This window comes from Pseudomonas sp. QD4 (assembly GCF_049199125.1).
Lineage (GTDB): Bacteria > Pseudomonadota > Gammaproteobacteria > Pseudomonadales > Pseudomonadaceae > Aquipseudomonas.
Genome location: NZ_JBLZOM010000002.1, coordinates 225024 through 242541, shown reverse-complemented (window position 1 = coordinate 242541; position 17518 = coordinate 225024). Strand labels below are relative to the sequence as shown.

10 protein-coding genes, 4 tRNA genes and 2 pseudogenes are annotated in these 17518 nt (G+C 63.1%); 14 read left to right on the top strand and 2 right to left on the bottom strand.

Annotated features, from left to right (window positions below):
* Positions 1–24: 24 nt before the first annotated feature.
* Together ACOZJV_RS11900 and ACOZJV_RS11895 are read left to right on the top strand one after the other, a co-directional pair.
* Positions 25–1125, top strand: a pseudogene (locus ACOZJV_RS11900) (HAMP domain-containing protein); the annotation flags it as partial.
* A 27-nt stretch (positions 1126–1152) separates the two neighbouring features.
* Positions 1153–2034 carry a methyl-accepting chemotaxis protein gene (locus ACOZJV_RS11895; protein WP_421548317.1) on the top strand — a complete coding sequence of 294 codons (882 nt, stop codon included), beginning with the start codon at positions 1153–1155 and terminating at the stop codon, positions 2032–2034.
* A 93-nt stretch (positions 2035–2127) separates the two neighbouring features.
* Here ACOZJV_RS11895 and ACOZJV_RS11890 read toward each other — a convergent pair whose 3' ends face one another.
* The gene (locus ACOZJV_RS11890) at positions 2128–2886 is read right to left on the bottom strand and encodes a hypothetical protein (RefSeq protein ID WP_078471057.1); all 759 of its coding nucleotides are present in this window, start codon (positions 2884–2886) and stop codon (positions 2128–2130) included.
* A 372-nt stretch (positions 2887–3258) separates the two neighbouring features.
* Between ACOZJV_RS11890 and ACOZJV_RS11885 the strand changes: the two genes are divergently transcribed.
* The 4 genes from ACOZJV_RS11885 (at position 3259) to ACOZJV_RS11870 (ending at position 3672) form a co-directional block, all read left to right on the top strand.
* A tRNA-Glu gene (locus ACOZJV_RS11885) sits at positions 3259–3334 on the top strand.
* 3 nt (positions 3335–3337) lie between these two features.
* Positions 3338–3413, top strand: a tRNA-Gly gene (locus tag ACOZJV_RS11880).
* A gap of 104 nt (positions 3414–3517) precedes the next feature.
* A tRNA-Glu gene (locus ACOZJV_RS11875) sits at positions 3518–3593 on the top strand.
* A gap of 3 nt (positions 3594–3596) precedes the next feature.
* Positions 3597–3672, top strand: a tRNA-Gly gene (locus tag ACOZJV_RS11870).
* 429 nt (positions 3673–4101) lie between these two features.
* On the opposite strand, the pseudogene ACOZJV_RS11865 reads toward ACOZJV_RS11870, so the two are convergent.
* Positions 4102–4395: pseudogene (locus ACOZJV_RS11865) on the bottom strand (hypothetical protein); the annotation flags it as partial.
* On the opposite strand from ACOZJV_RS11865, the gene ACOZJV_RS11860 reads away from it, so the two are divergent.
* From ACOZJV_RS11860 to pelG, 8 genes are all read left to right on the top strand, one after another.
* Complete coding sequence (locus ACOZJV_RS11860) at positions 4279–5190, top strand: NAD-dependent epimerase/dehydratase family protein (protein WP_421548316.1); 912 nt, start codon at positions 4279–4281, stop codon at positions 5188–5190. The pseudogene ACOZJV_RS11865 and the gene ACOZJV_RS11860 overlap by 117 nt on opposite strands.
* Positions 5191–5251: 61 nt before the next feature.
* Positions 5252–8062, top strand: coding sequence for an endo alpha-1,4 polygalactosaminidase (locus tag ACOZJV_RS11855; protein ID WP_421547716.1), 2811 nt, complete (start codon positions 5252–5254; stop codon positions 8060–8062).
* Positions 8040–11618, top strand: a complete 3579-nt coding sequence (locus ACOZJV_RS11850; RefSeq protein WP_421547715.1) for a tetratricopeptide repeat protein — start codon at positions 8040–8042, stop codon at positions 11616–11618. The genes ACOZJV_RS11855 and ACOZJV_RS11850 overlap by 23 nt, the downstream gene beginning before the upstream one ends.
* 29 nt (positions 11619–11647) lie before the next feature.
* Positions 11648–12166: a hypothetical protein gene (locus ACOZJV_RS11845; RefSeq protein ID WP_020300236.1), complete on the top strand. Its 519-nt coding sequence runs from the start codon at positions 11648–11650 to the stop codon at positions 12164–12166.
* Positions 12167–12171: 5 nt separating this feature from the next.
* Positions 12172–13539 (top strand): PelD GGDEF domain-containing protein, encoded by a 1368-nt coding sequence (locus ACOZJV_RS11840; RefSeq protein WP_078471060.1) that lies wholly within the window; start codon positions 12172–12174, stop codon positions 13537–13539.
* Entirely contained in the window at positions 13517–14506 is a 990-nt protein-coding gene (locus ACOZJV_RS11835) for a transporter (protein WP_078471061.1), read from the top strand. Before ACOZJV_RS11840 ends, ACOZJV_RS11835 begins: the two co-directional genes overlap by 23 nt.
* On the top strand, positions 14503–16017 hold the full coding sequence (gene pelF, locus ACOZJV_RS11830) for a GT4 family glycosyltransferase PelF (RefSeq protein ID WP_421547714.1): 1515 nt from the start codon (positions 14503–14505) through the stop codon (positions 16015–16017). The genes ACOZJV_RS11835 and pelF overlap by 4 nt, the downstream gene beginning before the upstream one ends.
* The gene (pelG, locus tag ACOZJV_RS11825; RefSeq protein ID WP_078471063.1) at positions 16017–17387 is read left to right on the top strand and encodes an exopolysaccharide Pel transporter PelG; all 1371 of its coding nucleotides are present in this window, start codon (positions 16017–16019) and stop codon (positions 17385–17387) included. The genes pelF and pelG overlap by 1 nt, the downstream gene beginning before the upstream one ends.
* Positions 17388–17518 lie beyond the last annotated feature (131 nt).

Sequence of the window (17518 nt, the reverse complement as noted above, 5' to 3'; positions counted from 1 at the left end):
GTTGCGAACCTGCAGTACTCGAAAATGGCCTTGCCGCCATTGGGTATCGGAAGGGGACTGAGCGCAATGAATTCGGCCACGAGCGGACGTTTTGCCAACCTGGGCATGGCAAAGAAACTGGGCATCGGGTTTACCCTGGTCCTGTTGTTGACGGCAGTGGTGGCGGCCATTGGTGTCTGGTCGTTGCAAACCATCAGCCATCGTTTTGATGGCCTCAAGCAGATGTCGTCCCTCAACAGCGGTTTACTCAACGTGCGCCTGCTGGAGCAGGAGTACGCCCTGCGTGGCGACCCTAAGACCGTTGATGCCCTGCATGAGGGGGTCGAGGGTTTGCTGCGGTTGGCGTCCGAGCTCAAAAGCCAATCGGCGGCGAACGTGCCGGTAATGAACGATGTCGAGCAGGCTTTGGCGGCTTATCGCAAGGCTTTCGATGAGTTTGTCGAACTGACCCAGGCCAAGGACCTGGCGCTGGAGATGGCCAGTTGGTCGGTCTCCAGCGTGGCCAATAACCTCGATGTCCTCCAGGCCGGGCTGGCCGACGATGGCACCTACGGATTGAAGGAGTCCCAGGGCAAGGAGGGCAGCGAATTCATCGATCAGGCCAATCAGGTCAGCCAGGTCTCGCGGCTGATGTTGCAGGCCATGAATGAAGCGCGCCTGCGCCTGGATCAAAGCCGCAAGGGCGACGAAGAAAATGCCGGCCAGGGCAAGATCGAGCAGGCCGAGCAGGCGTTGGCCCAGGCCGAGCAGCTCAAGACCGCCGTCAAGGATGCCGGCTATCAGACGGTGCTCAATGAGGTCGCCGGGCACATTGGCAACTTCGGCGAAAAACTCGCGGAGTACACCGGGCTGCTGGCTCAGGAGAAAACCGTTTACCAGCAGCTGCGCGAACGCGCCGCGCAGGTGACGGAGCGGGTCGACCAGGCCTACGCTGCCCAGGACCTCTCAATGCAGGCCGAGCTGAAGCAGAACGCCTGGCTGATCATCGGATCTTCGGCCCTGGCCCTTTTGGTGGGCCTGCTGGCGTCGTGGATCATTACCCGGCTGATTGTCGCGCCGCTGCGCAGCGTGATTCGCGTGGCCCAGCAAATCGCCGCGGGCGATCTCAGCGCCACGGTCGAGGTCACCCGGCGCGATGAGATCGGCCAGTTGATGCTGGCGATGCAGCAGATGGGGGCAGGGCTCAGCAGTATTGTCAGCGGCTTGCAGGCTGGTATCGAGCAACTGGCCAGTTCGGCCCAGTCCCTGTCGGCGGTCACCGAGCAGACCAACCTTGAAGTCAGCAGCCAGAAGGAAGAAACCGAGCAGGTTGCCACTGCCATGAATCAGATGACCGCCACCGTCCACGACGTGGCGCGCAACGCCGAGGAGGCGGCGCTGGCGGCGCAGTCCGCCGACAACAAGGTGGAGAGCGGGCAACAGGTGGTGCGCCAGAGCATGCAGCGCATCGAGCAACTGGCCGACTCGGCGAACAGTGCCAGCAGCAGTATCGAAAGCCTGAGTGCCGAGATCCAGAACATCGGCGCGGTATTGGGGGTGATCAAAAGCGTGGCCGAGCAGACCAACCTGCTGGCCCTCAACGCTGCCATTGAGGCCGCGCGTGCGGGCGAGCAGGGCAGGGGTTTTGCGGTGGTGGCCGACGAAGTGCGGGCGCTGGCCAAACGGACGCAGCAGTCCACCGAGGAGATCGAGCGCCTGGTCAGTGCCTTACGTGCGGCGGCGGACTCTTCGGTGCAGCAGATCCAGGGCAGCGGCGAGCTGGTCAAGCTGGCGGTCAGTGATGCCCTGCAAACCGAAAGCGCCCTGGGCAGCATTGCCGCGGCGGTATCCCTGATCCAGCAGATGAACCAGCAGATCGCCGCCGCCGCCGAGCAGCAGAGCTCGGTGGCCGAAGAGATCAATCGCAGCGTCACCAGCATCCGTGCCAGCGCCGACCAATCGTCACTGGCGATGCAGGGCAATGCCGCATCGAGCATTGAGCTGGCGCAGTTGGGGGTGGAGTTGAAGGGGATGGTCGGGCACTTCCGGCTCTGAGGCCGTGTGCTTCACCTGCGGGTTATTGGCCGCAGGTTGAGGGCAGGTCCTGGCCCTTGCCGCACGAGGAGCTCGTGGGGCAAGGGGCTGGCATCAATCGTAGATCGCTTTCTTCTTCCAGTCGGCATCGGTTTCGGCGGTCTTCAGGCCTTCGGTCAACTGGTTGACTTCGCCTTCGACCGGCTGGGTGCTGGCCAGCACCATCGAGTTGGCCCGGGCCAGGAGCTTCTCCAGGTACTCGAGTTGCTCCCTGTAGGTGTTCGGGTCCTGCTGCTTGCGCAGGTACTGGGCGCCGCGCTCGAAAGCCAGGCGCGCCTGGCCGGGCTGGCCCTGCTGCAGGGCATGCTGGCCAAGGTTGTTGAAAAACTCGATGTGCAACAGCACCAGCAGATGGCGGATCTCGCGGATCCAGCGCTTGGCTTCATTGGTCGGCAAAAAGCCGTCCTGGGCCGCGCGCGTCACCTGGCCGTGCATGGCTTCTAGCAGAAAGCGCACATCCTTGGCCTTGGCTTCGGTCTGGATCGGACAGGGTGGGTTGTTCACCGGGATCGATTCGCCCTGGGCGATCAACGCATTGAGCTCAGCGATACGGGCCTTGATCCCGCTATCGGACTTGTGCAGGTTGAGCAGGCGCTGGTTGACGTTGAGTTCCAGTCGGGTCAGCAGCAGCTTGAGCGCCGGTGTCATCAACTGGCCGGGGAATGTCTCGGTGATTTCGCCGCAACGACGCAGGCGATCATTGAGTTCGACCTTGGTGCGGGCCTTTTCCAGTTTGCTGTTTTCCACCACATGGTTCATGTAGCCAATGGCGATCAGTATTACGATCCCGGCTACAACTAGCAGGGTGATCATGAGTGGTGTCACCGTTAAGACCTCTTTATAGGATTTCGCGTGCGAGTGTAGTGGCTTCGCATGGGGGCGCATAGCGCCGCTCGACGAGCCGGGCCAAGCTGCAACGCTGCTTATATAGGTAGTGGCGGCAATAGGTGCACATTGCCATCATTGGCAGCGCTGGACTATAACGCCTTGTCGGGTGCCAGAATATAGGCGTCAAAGCCCGGGCGACAGAAATGCTCGCCCAGCCCGGTAATCGGCGGGGAAGTCATTGATTTAAATAAATTTATATCAGGGGGTTGACGACCCCCCAATCCATCCATAGAATGCGCGCCACTTACAGCGTAAAGCACACAGCGAAACGCAGTAAGCAGTGAATGTTGTACGTGTGTCCCCTTCGTCTAGTGGCCTAGGACACCGCCCTTTCACGGCGGTAACAGGGGTTCGAGTCCCCTAGGGGACGCCATATGCGGGAATAGCTCAGTTGGTAGAGCACGACCTTGCCAAGGTCGGGGTCGCGAGTTCGAGTCTCGTTTCCCGCTCCAATTTTAAACAGCAGTGCCTTCGGGTGATGCTGAGTGAAACCAGGACCAAGTCTTCGGATTCGGGTCTGGGCACTGGAATACACACCATGTATTTCAGTTAGCGTGTCCCCTTCGTCTAGTGGCCTAGGACACCGCCCTTTCACGGCGGTAACAGGGGTTCGAGTCCCCTAGGGGACGCCATTTGCGGGAATAGCTCAGTTGGTAGAGCACGACCTTGCCAAGGTCGGGGTCGCGAGTTCGAGTCTCGTTTCCCGCTCCAATTTCACAAAAACGCCGCTCATTGAGCGGCGTTTTTGTTTGTCCGCGATTTACCGATCCACTGTTTTTTCAAACAGTGGATTATTGATCTCCAGGCACGAATCCGAGCCTGCCATCCCTCCTGAAGTCCTTGAATCTCCCAAGAAGTTCCGCCTGCACCATGGCATATCAGCCATTTTTTTTGTCTTTCAGTCGGAGCCACTCAATCGCCTGACGTGGCGTCAATCCTAGGGAAACCGCTTTAGATCGGGCGTCTTGCCGCTATGGGCGCGGTCCCTTTTATAGAGCGACTCTATATTGTCGTCAAACAAATGGCATTTTATTGGCGTATTACCGTTTGTCCGCGAAAAAATACAAAGCAAAAACAAAATATTGACACTCTTGGGCGGGTATCTCACTATCGGCGCCGCATTCGATGGCGCATAGCCAGCTATGCGTCGCGGCGAATCGCGTTCAAATTCGGCCGAAACGCCGTCTTTGGCGGGGTTTTCCGACGAAAACAGCGGCAGGCATTGATGCCCTGCGCCGGCCCAGCCCCTTGGCAGGCTGAAAGTGGCAGGCGGATACAGTTTCTTGGAGTTTTTGCATGTTTTCTGAGCGGATATTGGTGACGGGCGGAGCTGGCTTTATCGGCTCTCATTTGGTCGAAGCGTTGCTGGCCATGGGCTACAAGGTCCGTGTGCTGGATAACCTGTCCACCGGTAAGGTGAATAACCTGCCCATGGACAATGGCAACCTGAGCCTGATCATCGGCGATGTCGCCGACAGCGATGCCGTGGCCCAGGCCATGTCTGGCTGCCAGGCCGTGGTGCATCTGGCTGCCGTGGCCTCGGTACAAGCGTCGGTGGACGACCCGGTCGCGACCCATCAGAGCAACTTCGTCGGCACCCTCAACGTCTGCGAAAACATGCTGCACGCCGGCATCCACCGGGTGGTGTTCGCATCCAGCGCGGCGATCTACGGCAATAACGGCGAGGGCACGGCGATCCCCGAGTACACCGCCAAGTCACCACTCACGCCTTATGCCGCCGACAAGCTGGCGAGCGAGTACTACCTGGACTTCTATCGCCGCCAGCACGGTCTGGAGCCGGTGATCCTGCGCTTTTTCAATATTTTCGGGCCGCGCCAGGACCCGTCTTCGCCGTATTCCGGGGTGATCAGTATCTTCACCGAGCGGGCCATGGCCAAGCAGCCGGTGGCGGTCTTCGGTGATGGTGATCAGACCCGTGATTTCGTCTATGTAGCGGACCTGGTCAGCATCCTGATCCAGGCGCTGCAAGCCGATCAGCCGGCCCCTGGTGCGGTCAACGTCGGCCTCAGCCGTTCCACCAGCCTCAATGACCTGATCGGCGAACTGGGCCGCGCCACCGGCAGCCCCCTGACCGTGATCCACCACGCGCCACGTCTGGGCGACATTCGCCACTCGCGCGCCAAAAACACTCGTCTGCTCGAGCGCTTCACCCTGCCAGCACCGACCTCTATCGGCGATGGCCTGGCGCAACTGATCCGCAGTTTGTAACTCGGTCCGTCACATCAGCCGAGACATCCACGTATCGGCTCAGTCATCTCAAGAGTGAGTTATGGAAAACGTTTTTCGCGGGACGCACTTCTGCTCGGCCATCAAACGCCTGCTGGCTGCCCTGACGCTCTGTTTTACTGGCGCGGCGGTGCATGCCGCGGCCCCGGTGGCGCCTTCCAGCGTGGCGTTCTGGTACGCCGATAAACCGCCGTTGCCGGAGCTGGCGCAATTTGACTGGGCCGTGGTCGAGCCGGGGCACATGGCGCCCGCGGATGTCAAAACCCTGAGTGGGATGGGCAGCCAGCCGTTCGCTTATCTCTCGGTGGGTGAGTTCCACGGCGGCAAGCGCGAGCTGGACCAGCAAGCCCTGGGCGCCGCCGTCAGCCCGACGCGCAACAAGGCCTGGAACAGCCAGGTGATGAACCTGGCAGCACCGGCCTGGCGCGAGTATCTGTTCGCCCAGGCCAAGGCGCTGCAGGCCCAGGGTTATGCCGGTCTGTTCCTCGACACCCTGGACAGTTTTCAACTGCTTCCGGCCGCAGACCAGGAAGCCCAGCGCCTGGCCCTGGCCAGTTTCCTGCGGGAACTGCATCAGCGCCAACCGGCCCTGAAGCTGTTTTTCAACCGCGGCTTCGAGGTGTTGCCGGAGCTGGAGGGTGTGCCTGCGGCGGTCGCCGTGGAGTCGATCCACGCCGGTTGGGATGCTTCGGCCAAGCGTTATCGCCCGGTCCCGGAAGCGGATCGCCAGTGGCTGGAAACCCACCTGCAACCGTTGCGCGCCAAGGGCATCCCGCTGGTGGCCATCGACTACCTGCCGCCGGAACGGCGTGAAGAGGCGCGCACACTGGCTCGGCGCCTGCGCGACGAGGGGTTCATCCCTTACATCGGCACCCCGGACCTGGACTCCCTGGGCATCAGCAGCATTGAAGTCCAGCCCCGGCGTATCGCCCTGGTGTTCGACCCGCGTGAAGGCGACCTGATCCGCAATGCTGGGCACACCCTGCTCGGCGGCTTGCTGGAGTACCTGGGCTATCGCGTGGATTACCTGGCGGCCGATGCGCTGCCTGAGTACAGCTTCAGCGGCCTGTACGCCGGCGTTTTGACCTGGATGACCAGCGGTGCGCCGCAAGACAGCCAGGTGTTCAACCGCTGGCTCAACAAGCGCCTCGACGAGCAGGTGCCGCTGGTGTTTTTCGCCGGCCTGCCGGTAGAGGACAAGGTCCTGCTCAAGCGCCTGGGGCTCGAACGCTCCGCGCCGCCGGCGACCCAGGCATTGCAGATTACCTACCAGGACAAGGCCCTGATCGGCGCGTTCGAAGCACCGGTACAGCCGCGTTCCCGTGACCTGACCGCCCTCTCTCTGTTGCCCAAAGGCCCCAAGGCCGCATTGCTGCTCAAGGGCGAGGGCGGCCAGGAGTTTGCGCCAGTAGCGGTCGCGGCGTGGGGCGGCCTGGCGCTGGCGCCTTATGTTCTGGAAGTGAACAACGAGCGCAGTCGCTGGATTCTCGATCCGTTTGCCTTCCTCCAGGCGGCCTTGCGCCTGCCGGTGCAGCCGCGTCCGGACACCACCACCGAAAACGGTCGTCGCATTGCCACGGTGCACATTGACGGTGACGGCTTCCCCTCGCGCGCCGAGGTCCGGGGTACGCCCTATGCCGGCAAGCAGGTGCTGGATGACTTCATCCGTCCCAACCCGTTCCTGACGTCGGTGTCGATCATCGAAGGCGAGATTTCCCCGCGCGGCATGTTCCCGTTCCTGGCCCGGGAGCTGGAGCCGATTGCCCGGGATATTTTTGCCGACCCGAAAGTTGAAGTCGCCACCCACACCTTCAGCCATCCGTTTTTCATGCAGCCGGAAGTGGCGAAGAAACGCGAAGGTTTTAACCCTGAGTACGGCTTGAAAATGGCCATCCCGGGCTACGAAAAAATCGATTTTCGGCGTGAGATCTTCGGTTCGCGGGACTACATCAATCAGCACCTGACCACCCCCGAGAAACCGGTCAAGGTGGTGTTCTGGCCGGGTGACGCTTTGCCCGCGCCGTCGACCATCAAGCTGGCCTACGACGCCGGGCTAAAGAACGTGAACGGCGCCGAGACCATGCTGACCCGCGCCAACCCGTCGCTGACCGGGCTCAACCCGCTGCTGCGTCCCACCGAAGGCGGCTTGCAGTATTACGCGCCGATCATCAACGAGAACCTCTACACCAACCTGTGGAAAGGCCCGTACTACGGCTTTCGCGATGTGATCGACACCTTCGAGCTGACCGACAGCCCACGGCGCATGCGCGGCCTGCACCTGTATTACCACTTCTATTCCAGCACCAAGCAGGCCTCGATCAAGGCCATGAACGAGATCTACGGCTACATGAAAGGCCAGCAGCCGATCTCCCTGTGGATGAGTGATTACCTGGATCGCCTGCACGGCCTGTACCAGTCCAGCCTGGCGCGCACCGCCGATGGCGCCTGGCAGGTACGGGGCATGGATGCCTTGCGCACCCTGCGCCTGGACCCGCAGATGGGCTGGCCGGACCTGGGTCGCTCCAGCGGTATCGCCGGGGTTCGCGATTTGCCCCAAGGGCGATATGTGCACTTGAGCAGCGACCGTGCGTTGCTGGTTTTGCGGGCCGATCGCGACCCGCGTCCGGCCCTGGAGGAAGCCAACTTGCCGCTGCAGGAATGGCGCTACCTGGATGAGCGCCGGGTGAGTTTCTCTTTTGCCGGCCAGATCGATTTGAGCTTCTCGGTACGTGCGCCTGGCGTCTGCCGGGTTGAAGTCGACGGCCAGCGTTTCGCGGGTCAGGGGTCGGCAGGCCTCTGGCATTTCCAACTCCCCATGAAGCAGGTGAGTCATGCCCAACTCCTCTGCAACTGAAAGCAGCCGGCTGCTCAATCCCTGGGCACTGGTAGTGATAGCGGTCGCCGTGGGCGGCCTGTTATGGCTGACCTTCCAGCGAGAAGAACTGTTCGAGCCCGATGGCCGGCAGCCGGACGCCGTGTCGGCCAATTACGCCGAACTGCTGCTGGCTGCGCACCCGGAAGATGACCGCCTGCGCTTGCAGTTGGTGGACCTGTTGATCCAGTTGGGCGACTACACCAAAGCCCGACAGAACCTGGACAGCTGGGCCCATCCGCAGCCGACGTTGCTCGCGTATTACCAGCTGGAAATCGACACCCTGGTCGCCGCCAGCAGCCAGGAACAGGGCGCCGCAAAGGGCCTGGTGGAGCGTCTGCAAGCCTTCGACCATCGCCAGTTGCCGCTGCCGCAATTGCAGCGCCTGGCCAAGTTGGCGCTGAGCCTGCAAGCCCCGGCGTTCGCCGCCGGGGTTTATGAAGAACTGGCCGAGCGCGACCCGCAGCAGCGTATCGAATCGCTCAAATCCGCTGCCCAGTGGTACCTGGCGGGGGAGGAGCCGGGCCGTGCCGCGGACATCTACCTGCTGCTCAAGCAGGACACTCAGCAACCCGAAGAGCGCCGTCGCTACGCGCAGCTGGCTTTCAACAGCCTGCTGGCCGCCGGACGTGGCGAGCAGGCGGCGCAGGTATTGGCCGATGAACTGGATCAGCTAAACAACCCGGAAACCGATGCGGCCTGGCTGGAACAGGGCGTGGATGTGGCCGTGGCCAACAAGCGCTTCGACCTCGCGCAGCGCCTGGTGCAGCAATGGCGCACCTTGCAGCCGAATAACCCGCGGATCCTGGCCAAGGACTTCACGATGCGCCTGGCCCTCGGCGACCTCGACGGCGCCTGGAGTGCCGGCCAGCAACTGCTGGCGGCTCACCCGGATGACCCCGAGCTGCTGGAGCAGATGGGCCACCTTGGCGAATGGCGGGGCCAGACCTATGAGGCACTGGGGTACTGGATCCGCCTGCTGGCGTTGCGTGAAGACCCGCAGACCCGCGAGCACGCCTGGCGCCTGGCGAGCCAGCAATTCGACTTTGATCGCAGCATCCCGTTACTGGCCGGCATCATGGACCAGCGGGCGCTGACTGACGTCGAGCTCGACGCGCTGATCTACGGTCATGAATCCCGCGGCACCCCGGAGCAGGCCGAGGCCTGGCTGCACACCTATCTGCGCAAGTACCCGAAACACCGCCTGGCCTGGACCCGCCTGCTGCAGAACCTGGAAAACACCGGCCAGTTCGCGGCCAAGACCAAGGCCTACAGCGGCATGTCGAGCCGCTTTGCCCTGACCAGCACCGAACGCGTCGACTGGGCCAACACCTGGCTCAAGCTCTTCGACAATCAGGCCGCCTGGAAGGTGTTGCAGGTGGATAACCGCAAGATCACCGACGACAGCTACTGGCGTACCCGCGCGGCACTGGCCTGGGACCTGGAGCTGGATGATGAGTTGCAGGTTTCCCTGGAGAAACTGCTGGCGCTCAAGGGCTCGCTGAACAGCGGCGACGAGAGCCAGTTGATCACCCTGTATCGCACCAGCGATCCGCAACGAGCCTTGGCCCTGATGGTCGCCGGCTGGCAGCGCAGCCATGATCCGCAGCGCCTGGTGGAAGCCTTGCAGCAAGCCCAGGAACTGCAGGACTGGCCGCAGGTGGCGGCGTTGATCAAGGACGCCGAGCAGTACCCGGCGGTCTACGATCAGGCCCAGGTGGTGGCGGCGCGCGGTGCCCTGGCGATGCAGCAGGGGCAGTTCGACGAGGCACAGCGCCTGTACCTGTCGGGCCTGGCCCGCTTCCCCTACGACAACCTGTTTCGCGAACGGTTGATGTGGCTGTATGTCGATCAGGGCCGGGTCGAGCAGCTCAAGCCATTGCTCAGCCAGTGGCGGACCCAGGCGCGGCAGGACCGGACCCTGTGGCTGCCATTCGCCAGCGCCAGCCAGATGCTTGGCCGCAACAGCGAGGCCTTGGCCTGGTATCGCCTGTACCTCAAGGGCAGCCCCAACGATTGGCTGGTGCAGGCGGCCTATGCCGATGCCCTGGACGGCGCCGGTTATCAGGACGCGGCCCAGCGTTTGCGCCTCAAGCTGTTGCGCAGCCCCGAGGGCGACAACCTGCAGCCGCAATCGCCGCGCTACGGGATCTGGCTGCGCCTGGTGGCCAGCAGTTACTCGCCGCGCAAGGCCCAGCAGCAGGTGCTGAAGTGGCAGGACGGTTCGCCGGCCATGCTGCAATTGTGGTTCGACCGCTTGCTGGCGCGCCTCGACGCGACCAATCAGGAAGCGCAAAAGGATCAATGGCTGGCCTGGGCTCGCCAGCAAGGCCTGAAGGTCGAGCGCTATGAGCAGATCCAGGAAGCCTTGCGCAGCCGCAACACGGCGCAGGTCGAAACCTTGCTTGCCAGCAGTGACCTCAACCCGGCCCAACGGGCCCAGGCCCTGAGTCGCCTGGGGCGTGACGGCGCGGCCCTGGACGTGAGCCTGTCGGCCCTCGGCGACGAACAGCCCCAGGCCGTACGCGAGCAGTTGCGACGCCAGGCCGTGGAGATCCACGAGCGCACGCCCCAGGGCGCGCAACTGTCGTGGCAGGAGCAGGACTACGGCGGGCTGGAGTTCAACGCGCCGCGCCTGCGGGTTGCACGCAACCTGGGGGACCAGTGGTACGCCAACCTGGTCCTGGAGCAGGGCACCTACAACAGTGACCAGCTGATTTCTTCGCGCCTGGGTCAGGAGCGCAATGGCGAATTGACCTTGCAGCATCAGGTAGAGAACGGCAGCTACAAACTGATCGCCGATACCAGCCAGCGTCGGGACGATGACCGCAATGGCCTGGGGCTCAGCCGCACTTGGCAGCTGGGCGTCAGCGATGAGCTGGAGACCGGGGTCGACTGGCACCGCAAGAGCGAAGACAGCGGGCTGATGCGTGCTTTCGGCCAGCACGACAGTGTCTGGCTGGCCGGGCGCCATGGGTTGTCTGCCCGTGACCAACTGAGCTGGGAAGTGGCACAGAAGTCGTTTTCCACCCGGGGTGGCGACTCCCTGGGCCAGGGGCAGGCGTTGAAGATGGAATACAACCACACCCTGGAGTTCGAAGGGCCGAACTGGACCCTGCGCAGCGGTATCGACTACCAGCACAACCGGGTCGATGACCGCACCCTGGACGACTTGGCCAGTGGCAACGGTGGCCCGGTGAAGAACCCGGACAACCCGCTTGAGTCGCCCACGGTGCTGGCCAGTGATCTGTTGCAAAGCCGTTACGGCCAGCTGTATGTGGGCAGTTCGTGGCGGCGCGGCATGCCCGGCGCCTTGAACCGCACACGTCCGCAATACACCTGGCTGGTGGATGTCACGGCGGGCTGGCAGTGGTTCGACAAAAGTTTCAACTACGGCCTCAGCACCGGTATCGGTGTCGAGATTCTTGGGGATGACGAACTGGCCCTGACCCTTGGCTACCAATCTGCGCCACAAGGCGGGGACGGGCAGTCCGGCGGCATCCTGGGTGTGAGCTACGGCGTGCGTTTCGGACGCTGATCATGGAATGTCTACAGGAGATAAAACCTATGCAATCAATTCGTAACCTGAGCCTGGCGCTGGCCGCCCTGCTCATGGCCGGTTGCGCCAGCTTCACCAGCGAAACCAGCCCGGGCCTGCCGCGCAATGCACAGTGGGGCATCGTGCCGATGGTCAACTACTCGCAGACGCCCCAGGCCGGTGAACGCAGCGAGCAGATTCTGCTCAGTGTGCTCAGCAGCCATGGCGTGCAGCCGCAGGTCTACCCGGTCTCGACCCAGGGCGAACAGGCGCTGATGGATGACAACGAGCGCCTGGCCGGTGCCCTGGATTGGGCCCGTGAGCAGAAGCTCGATTATGTGGTCGCCGGCAGCGTCGAGGAATGGCAGTACAAGAACGGTCTCGACGGCGAGCCGGCGGTAGGCATCAGCCTGCGCGTGCTGGAAGCCGGCACTGGTCGTGTGCTGTGGAGCAAGAGTGGCGCGCGCGCCGGCTGGTCCCGTGAAAGCCTGGCCGGCACTGCGCAAAAGGTGCTCGGCAAACTTGTTGGCGCCCTTCGGTTCGAGTGATCGCAATGAATTCTCCGCACATGGATTACAGCCTGGCGCCTCGCGCCAGCGGCCCGGTGTCTTGGCTGGAAACCTTCCTGGTCACCGGCCTGGCCATCGGCCTGGGGCTGTGGCTGGCCCCGAACGACCCGCTGCAGATGTTCGCGCCCTTTCCCTGGCCGGTGCTGGCGCCCTTGCTGGTCGGGGTGCGCTACGGTTTTGTCCGCGGGCTGCTCAGCGCCGGGCTGTTGGTGCTGGCGGTGTTTGTCCTGCGTCATAACGGGCTTGAAGGTTATGCCGAGATCGAACCGTCATTCATTGTCGGCGTACTGGTCTGCGGGATGCTGGTGGGCGAGGTCCGGGATCTGTGGGAGCGGCGCCTGCAGCGCTTGCAGATGGCCAACAACTATCGCCAGTACCGCCTTGACGAGTTCACCCGCTCGCACCAGATCCTCAGGGTCTCCCACGACCTGCTCGAGCAGCGTGTGGCGGGCAGTGACCAGAGCCTGCGCAGCTCCCTGCTGGGCCTGCGCGACAAACTGCGGCTGATGCCGGGGCAGGGCGATGGCCTGGCGCTGTTGGCCGATGCGGTGCTGGCGGTGCTGGGCCAGTACGGCTCGTTGCGGGTGGCCGGTTTGTACCGGGTGCATGAGAACGAAAAACAGGTGCTGCCTGAGGCTTTGGCCAGCATCGGGGTCATGGGCGCGCTGGATGTTGACGACGAACTGATCAAATTGTGCCTGGAGCGCGGCGAGCTGGTGAGCGTGCGTCAGGAACTGATCGATGCCGGTCATTCGATGCAGTTTTCTTCGTTGCAGGCCTGCATCCCGTTGATCGACGCCGAAGACCGCCTGCTGGCGATCCTGGCAGTGCGGCAGATGCCGTTCTTCGCTTTCCAGGAGCGCACCTTGAGCTTGCTGGCGCTGCTGGCCGGGCATATCGCCGACCTGCTGCGTCGCGACCAACAGGTTCTGCAACTGGCGGATGCCGATGCGCAGCATTTCACCCAGCAGCTCAAGCGTTCGCTGGTGGATGTCGAGCAGCACGGCCTGACCGCTGGCCTGTTCGGTTTCGAAATGACCCGCGCCAACGACGAACTGGCGCGCCTGTTCGAACGTAGCCAGCGTGGCCTGGACCTGCAGTTGCCGTTACTCAACAGCCGAGGCAATCGCCTGCTGCTGGTGCTCCTGCCCCTGACCAGCCCGGAAGGCGGCGAAGGTTATCTGGCCCGTATCGGCCTGATGCTGCACGAGCACTTCGGCATCGACAGCGACCTGGCCAGCCTGGGTGTGCGGGTGCTGCCTTACAGCCTGGAACCTGCCGGTGAGCGTAATGAGCTGCGTAATTTCCTGTTCAATGAGTGTGGTCTGAATGATCAGCAAGTGGCTGTTTAGCGGCGCACTGCTGCTGGAAGCGGGGAGTTGGGCCAGCCTGTGGATGGTCGCCCCGCAATGGCAGCAATTCCTGGCGTTTACCCTCAGCCATGGCCTGGCCAGCGCGCTGTTGTGCGCGGCCGTATGGCGCCTGTTGCCGGCACGCTACCGTGCGCCGCTGCCCTGGAGCCCGCTGTTTATCTTCAGCCTGGCGTTCTTTGTGCCGGTGCTGGGCACCCTGGGCGTGGTGGCGGCGATCTTCCCGGCGCTGTACCTGCCGCGCAAACGCGACAAGCAGGCCTGGCAGGCGGTGGGCATTCCCACGCTGCCGTTCCGCGCCCAGGTGCAATTGCATTCGCCAACCTTCGCCGATGCCGGGCTGCAGGATGTGCTGCGCCATGCGCCGGACCCGGATCAGCGCCTGGCCGGTCTGCTGGCCACCCGGCGCATGCCCGGGCGGGACGCGGTGCCGATCCTCAAGCTGGCCCTGGGCGACCCGAGCGACGATGTGCGGCTGCTGGCGTATTCGATGCTCGACAAGCAGGAAAACGACATCAACCTGCGGATCCAGCTGGCCCTCGCGCAGTTGCCCAGCGCAAACGCGCAGGCGGCGGGAGCCTTGCATGCCACCCTGGCGCGCTGGTACTGGGAGCTGGCCTACCTGGGCCTGGCCCAGGGCAGCGTGCTCGAACACGTGTTGAACCAGGCCAGTGAACATGCCGAGCAGGGCCTGCTGGCCGGCAAGGGTGGCGAACTGTTGCTGCTGGCCGGGCGCATCGCCCTGGAGCGGGGCGATATTCCACGGGCCGAAGTGCTGTTGAACCAGGCCCGCGCCAGCGACATGGATGAAGCCCAGGTGCTGCCGTTCTGTGCCGAGCTGGCCTTCGAGGCCAGGCGCTACCACGAGATCGGCGGGCTGCTGGCCCGTCTGCCGGAAGACATGCGCCAGCGTCCGCCCTTCGCGGCATTGGTCAGGAGCTGGACATGAGCCATAGCGACGACACCCCGTTGACCGATATCTGCCTGCTGCTCGAAGGCACCTGGCCGTACGTGCGCGGCGGTGTTTCCAGCTGGATCCACCAGATGATCCTCGGTTTGCCGGACCTCACCTTTTCCGTGATGTTTATCGGCGGCCAGCGCGAGGCGTACGCTGAACGACGCTACGGGATTCCGGCCAATGTGCTGCATATCGAGGAGGTGTTTCTCGAGGACGCCACGCACCTCAGCGAAAGCCGGGCCGCACCGCGAGCAGCCGACGAGCAGCAAGTGTCGGACCTGTACCGCTTTCTGCATCACCCGGAGCAGCCGGCGGTCGAGCTCGGTGAGCGCCTGCTGGCGAGCATCGCCCAGGGCCAACTGACCCTGGATGATGTGCTGCGCAGCCGCGCCAGCTGGGCCACCCTCAGCGAGGGCTATCGCGAGCATTGCGCCGACCCGTCGTTCGTCAATTATTTCTGGACCCTGCGCTCGATGCAGTCGCCGCTGCTGATGCTGGCCGAAGCGTCGCGGCGCATGCCCCGGGCGCGGGTGCTGCATGCGATCTCCACCGGGTACGCGGGCATGCTGGGGTGCATTCTCAAGCAGCGCTGGAATTGCGCCTACCTGCTCAGCGAGCACGGCATCTACACCAAGGAACGCAAGATCGACCTGGCCCAGGCCAGCTGGATCGCCGAGAGTTCGGGCCAGGCGCTGAACGGCAGCCTGGATGCGGGTTCGGGTTATATCCGCACCTTGTGGGTACGGTTTTTCGAACGCATCGGGCAACTGACCTACAACAGCGCCGACCAGATCATCGCCCTGTACGACGGCAACCGCCAACGGCAGATCAAGGACGGTGCCGACCCGGCGCGGACCCAGGTGATCCCCAACGGCATCGACCTGCCGCAATGGAGCGCGGCCCTTGAGGCGCGCGCGCCGGGCATCGCCCCGGTGGTGGGGCTGATCGGCCGTGTGGTGCCGATCAAGGATGTCAAAACCTTCCTGCGGGCCATGCGCGGGGTGATCAGCGCCATGCCCGAGGCCGAGGGCTGGATTGTCGGCCCGGAAGAGGAAGACCCGGAATACGTCAGCGAATGCCGCAGCCTGATGGCCAGCCTGGGGCTGGAAGGCAAGGTGCATTTCCTCGGTTTCCAGCGCATCCAGGACATCCTGCCGCAGTTGGGCCTGATGGTGTTGACCTCCATCAGCGAGGCGCAACCCCTGGTGATTCTCGAGGCCTGGGCCGCCGGGACGCCGGTGGTCAGCAGTGACGTGGGTTCGTGCCGCGAACTGATCGAAGGCGGCAGCGCCGAAGACCGTGACCTGGGCAGCGCGGGCAAGGTAGTGGCGATTGCCGACCCCCAGGCCACCTGCGCGGCGATCCTCGAGCTGCTGCGCAGTCCGGCGAGCTGGCAGGCGGCCCAGGCCAGTGGCCTGCTGCGCGTGACCCGTTATTACACCGAGGCCTTGATGCTCAAGCGCTATCGCGAGCTGTACCAGACTGCCATGGAGAATTGCTAATGGCCGGGATCGGCTTCGAACTGCGGAAAATCCTCTCCCGGGATTCCTACACCGCCACCCTGCACGCCTATGTCTATGCCGGGCTGATCAGCTCGGGGCCCTGGGTCCTGTCGATTGTCAGTGTGATGCTGGTGGGCATCATCAGCCTCGGCCTGCTGTTGCCCGATGTGCTGGTGCGGCAGTTTCTGGTGACGGTCACTTACCTGATGGCCACCTCGCTGATCCTCACCGGCGGCTTGCAGCTGTTTTTCACCCGCTTCGTTTCCGACCGATTGTTCGAGCGGCGCTTTGAGCAGATCCTGCCCAACCTGCTGGGGGTGTTGTTGCTGGTGACCCTGGCGGCGGGAATCCTCGGTACGTTGATCCTGGCGCTGCTGTTCGATCAGCCGCTGATCTACCGGTTGCTGGTGCTGGCGAACTTCGTGGTGCTGTGCAACCTGTGGCTTGTGATCATTTTCCTGTCGGGGATGAAGGCCTATAACCGCATCCTGCTGGTGATGCTGGTGGGCTATACGCTGATGGTGGTCAGCGCCTACCTGCTGAGTTTCCTGCAGATGCCCGGGCTGCTGCTGGCGTTGTTGATTGGCCATAGCACGCTGCTGTTCCTGTTCCTGTACGACATCCTGCGCGAGTACCGCGCCGAGAAACTGATCGCCTTCGATTTCCTAGAGCGCCGCCAGGTATTCCTCAGTCTGTTGGCCACCGGCTTCTTCTATAACCTGGGAATCTGGATCGACAAGTTCATGTTCTGGTTCAACCCCGGGACCTCGGGGCAGGTGATCGGCCCGTTGCGCGCGTCGATCCTCTATGACTTGCCGATCTTTATCGCGTACCTGGCGATCATCCCCGGCATGGCGGTGTTCCTGGTGCGCATCGAAACCGACTTCGCCGAATGGTACGACCGCCTGTTCCGGGCGATTCGCGATGGCGAGACGCTGCAACACATCGGCCAGTTGAAAACCGAAATGACCTTGTCGATTCGTCAGGGGCTGCTGGAAATCTGCAAGGTGCAGGGGCTGACAGTGGTGCTGCTGTTTCTGTTTGCCCCGCGTCTGCTGGACTGGCTGGGGATCTCCAGTTACTACCTGCCACTGTTCTACATCGACCTGGTGGGGGTGAGTATCCAGGTGGTATTCATGGCCTTGCTCAACGTGTTTTTCTACCTCGACAAGCGCACCGTGGTCCTGGAGTTGTGCGTGTTGTTCGCGGTGTTGAACGCAGTCCTGACCCTGTTCAGCCAGTACCTGGGCCCGAGCTTCTTCGGCTATGGGTTCACCCTGTCGCTGCTGGTGTGCGTGCTGCTGGGGCTGCATCGTCTTTCCAGTGCCCTGGAAGACCTGGAGTACGACACGTTTATGCTGTCGCGCTGAATCTTCAGCACACGCGAAAACCAAAAAGGCCCCCCCGGCCCCAATTGCCGCGGGGCGGTTTTGTTTTGGGGGGGGGTAAAAGAAAGGATGAGGCGCCCCGCGCAAAGAAAAAGGGTGACCCCCCAGGCGCG

Excerpts from the sequence above, each read along its gene's own strand:
- ACOZJV_RS11895 (WP_421548317.1), top strand. The coding sequence starts at position 1,153 with ATGCTGGCGATGCAGCAGATGGGGGCAGGGCTCAGCAGTATTGTCAGC.
- ACOZJV_RS11890 (WP_078471057.1), bottom strand. The coding sequence starts at position 2,886 with ATGATCACCCTGCTAGTTGTAGCCGGGATCGTAATACTGATCGCCATT.
- ACOZJV_RS11855 (WP_421547716.1), top strand. The coding sequence starts at position 5,252 with ATGGAAAACGTTTTTCGCGGGACGCACTTCTGCTCGGCCATCAAACGC.
- ACOZJV_RS11850 (WP_421547715.1), top strand. The coding sequence starts at position 8,040 with ATGCCCAACTCCTCTGCAACTGAAAGCAGCCGGCTGCTCAATCCCTGG.
- ACOZJV_RS11845 (WP_020300236.1), top strand. The coding sequence starts at position 11,648 with ATGCAATCAATTCGTAACCTGAGCCTGGCGCTGGCCGCCCTGCTCATG.
- ACOZJV_RS11840 (WP_078471060.1), top strand. The coding sequence starts at position 12,172 with ATGAATTCTCCGCACATGGATTACAGCCTGGCGCCTCGCGCCAGCGGC.
- ACOZJV_RS11835 (WP_078471061.1), top strand. The coding sequence starts at position 13,517 with ATGATCAGCAAGTGGCTGTTTAGCGGCGCACTGCTGCTGGAAGCGGGG.
- pelF (WP_421547714.1), top strand. The coding sequence starts at position 14,503 with ATGAGCCATAGCGACGACACCCCGTTGACCGATATCTGCCTGCTGCTC.
- pelG (WP_078471063.1), top strand. The coding sequence starts at position 16,017 with ATGGCCGGGATCGGCTTCGAACTGCGGAAAATCCTCTCCCGGGATTCC.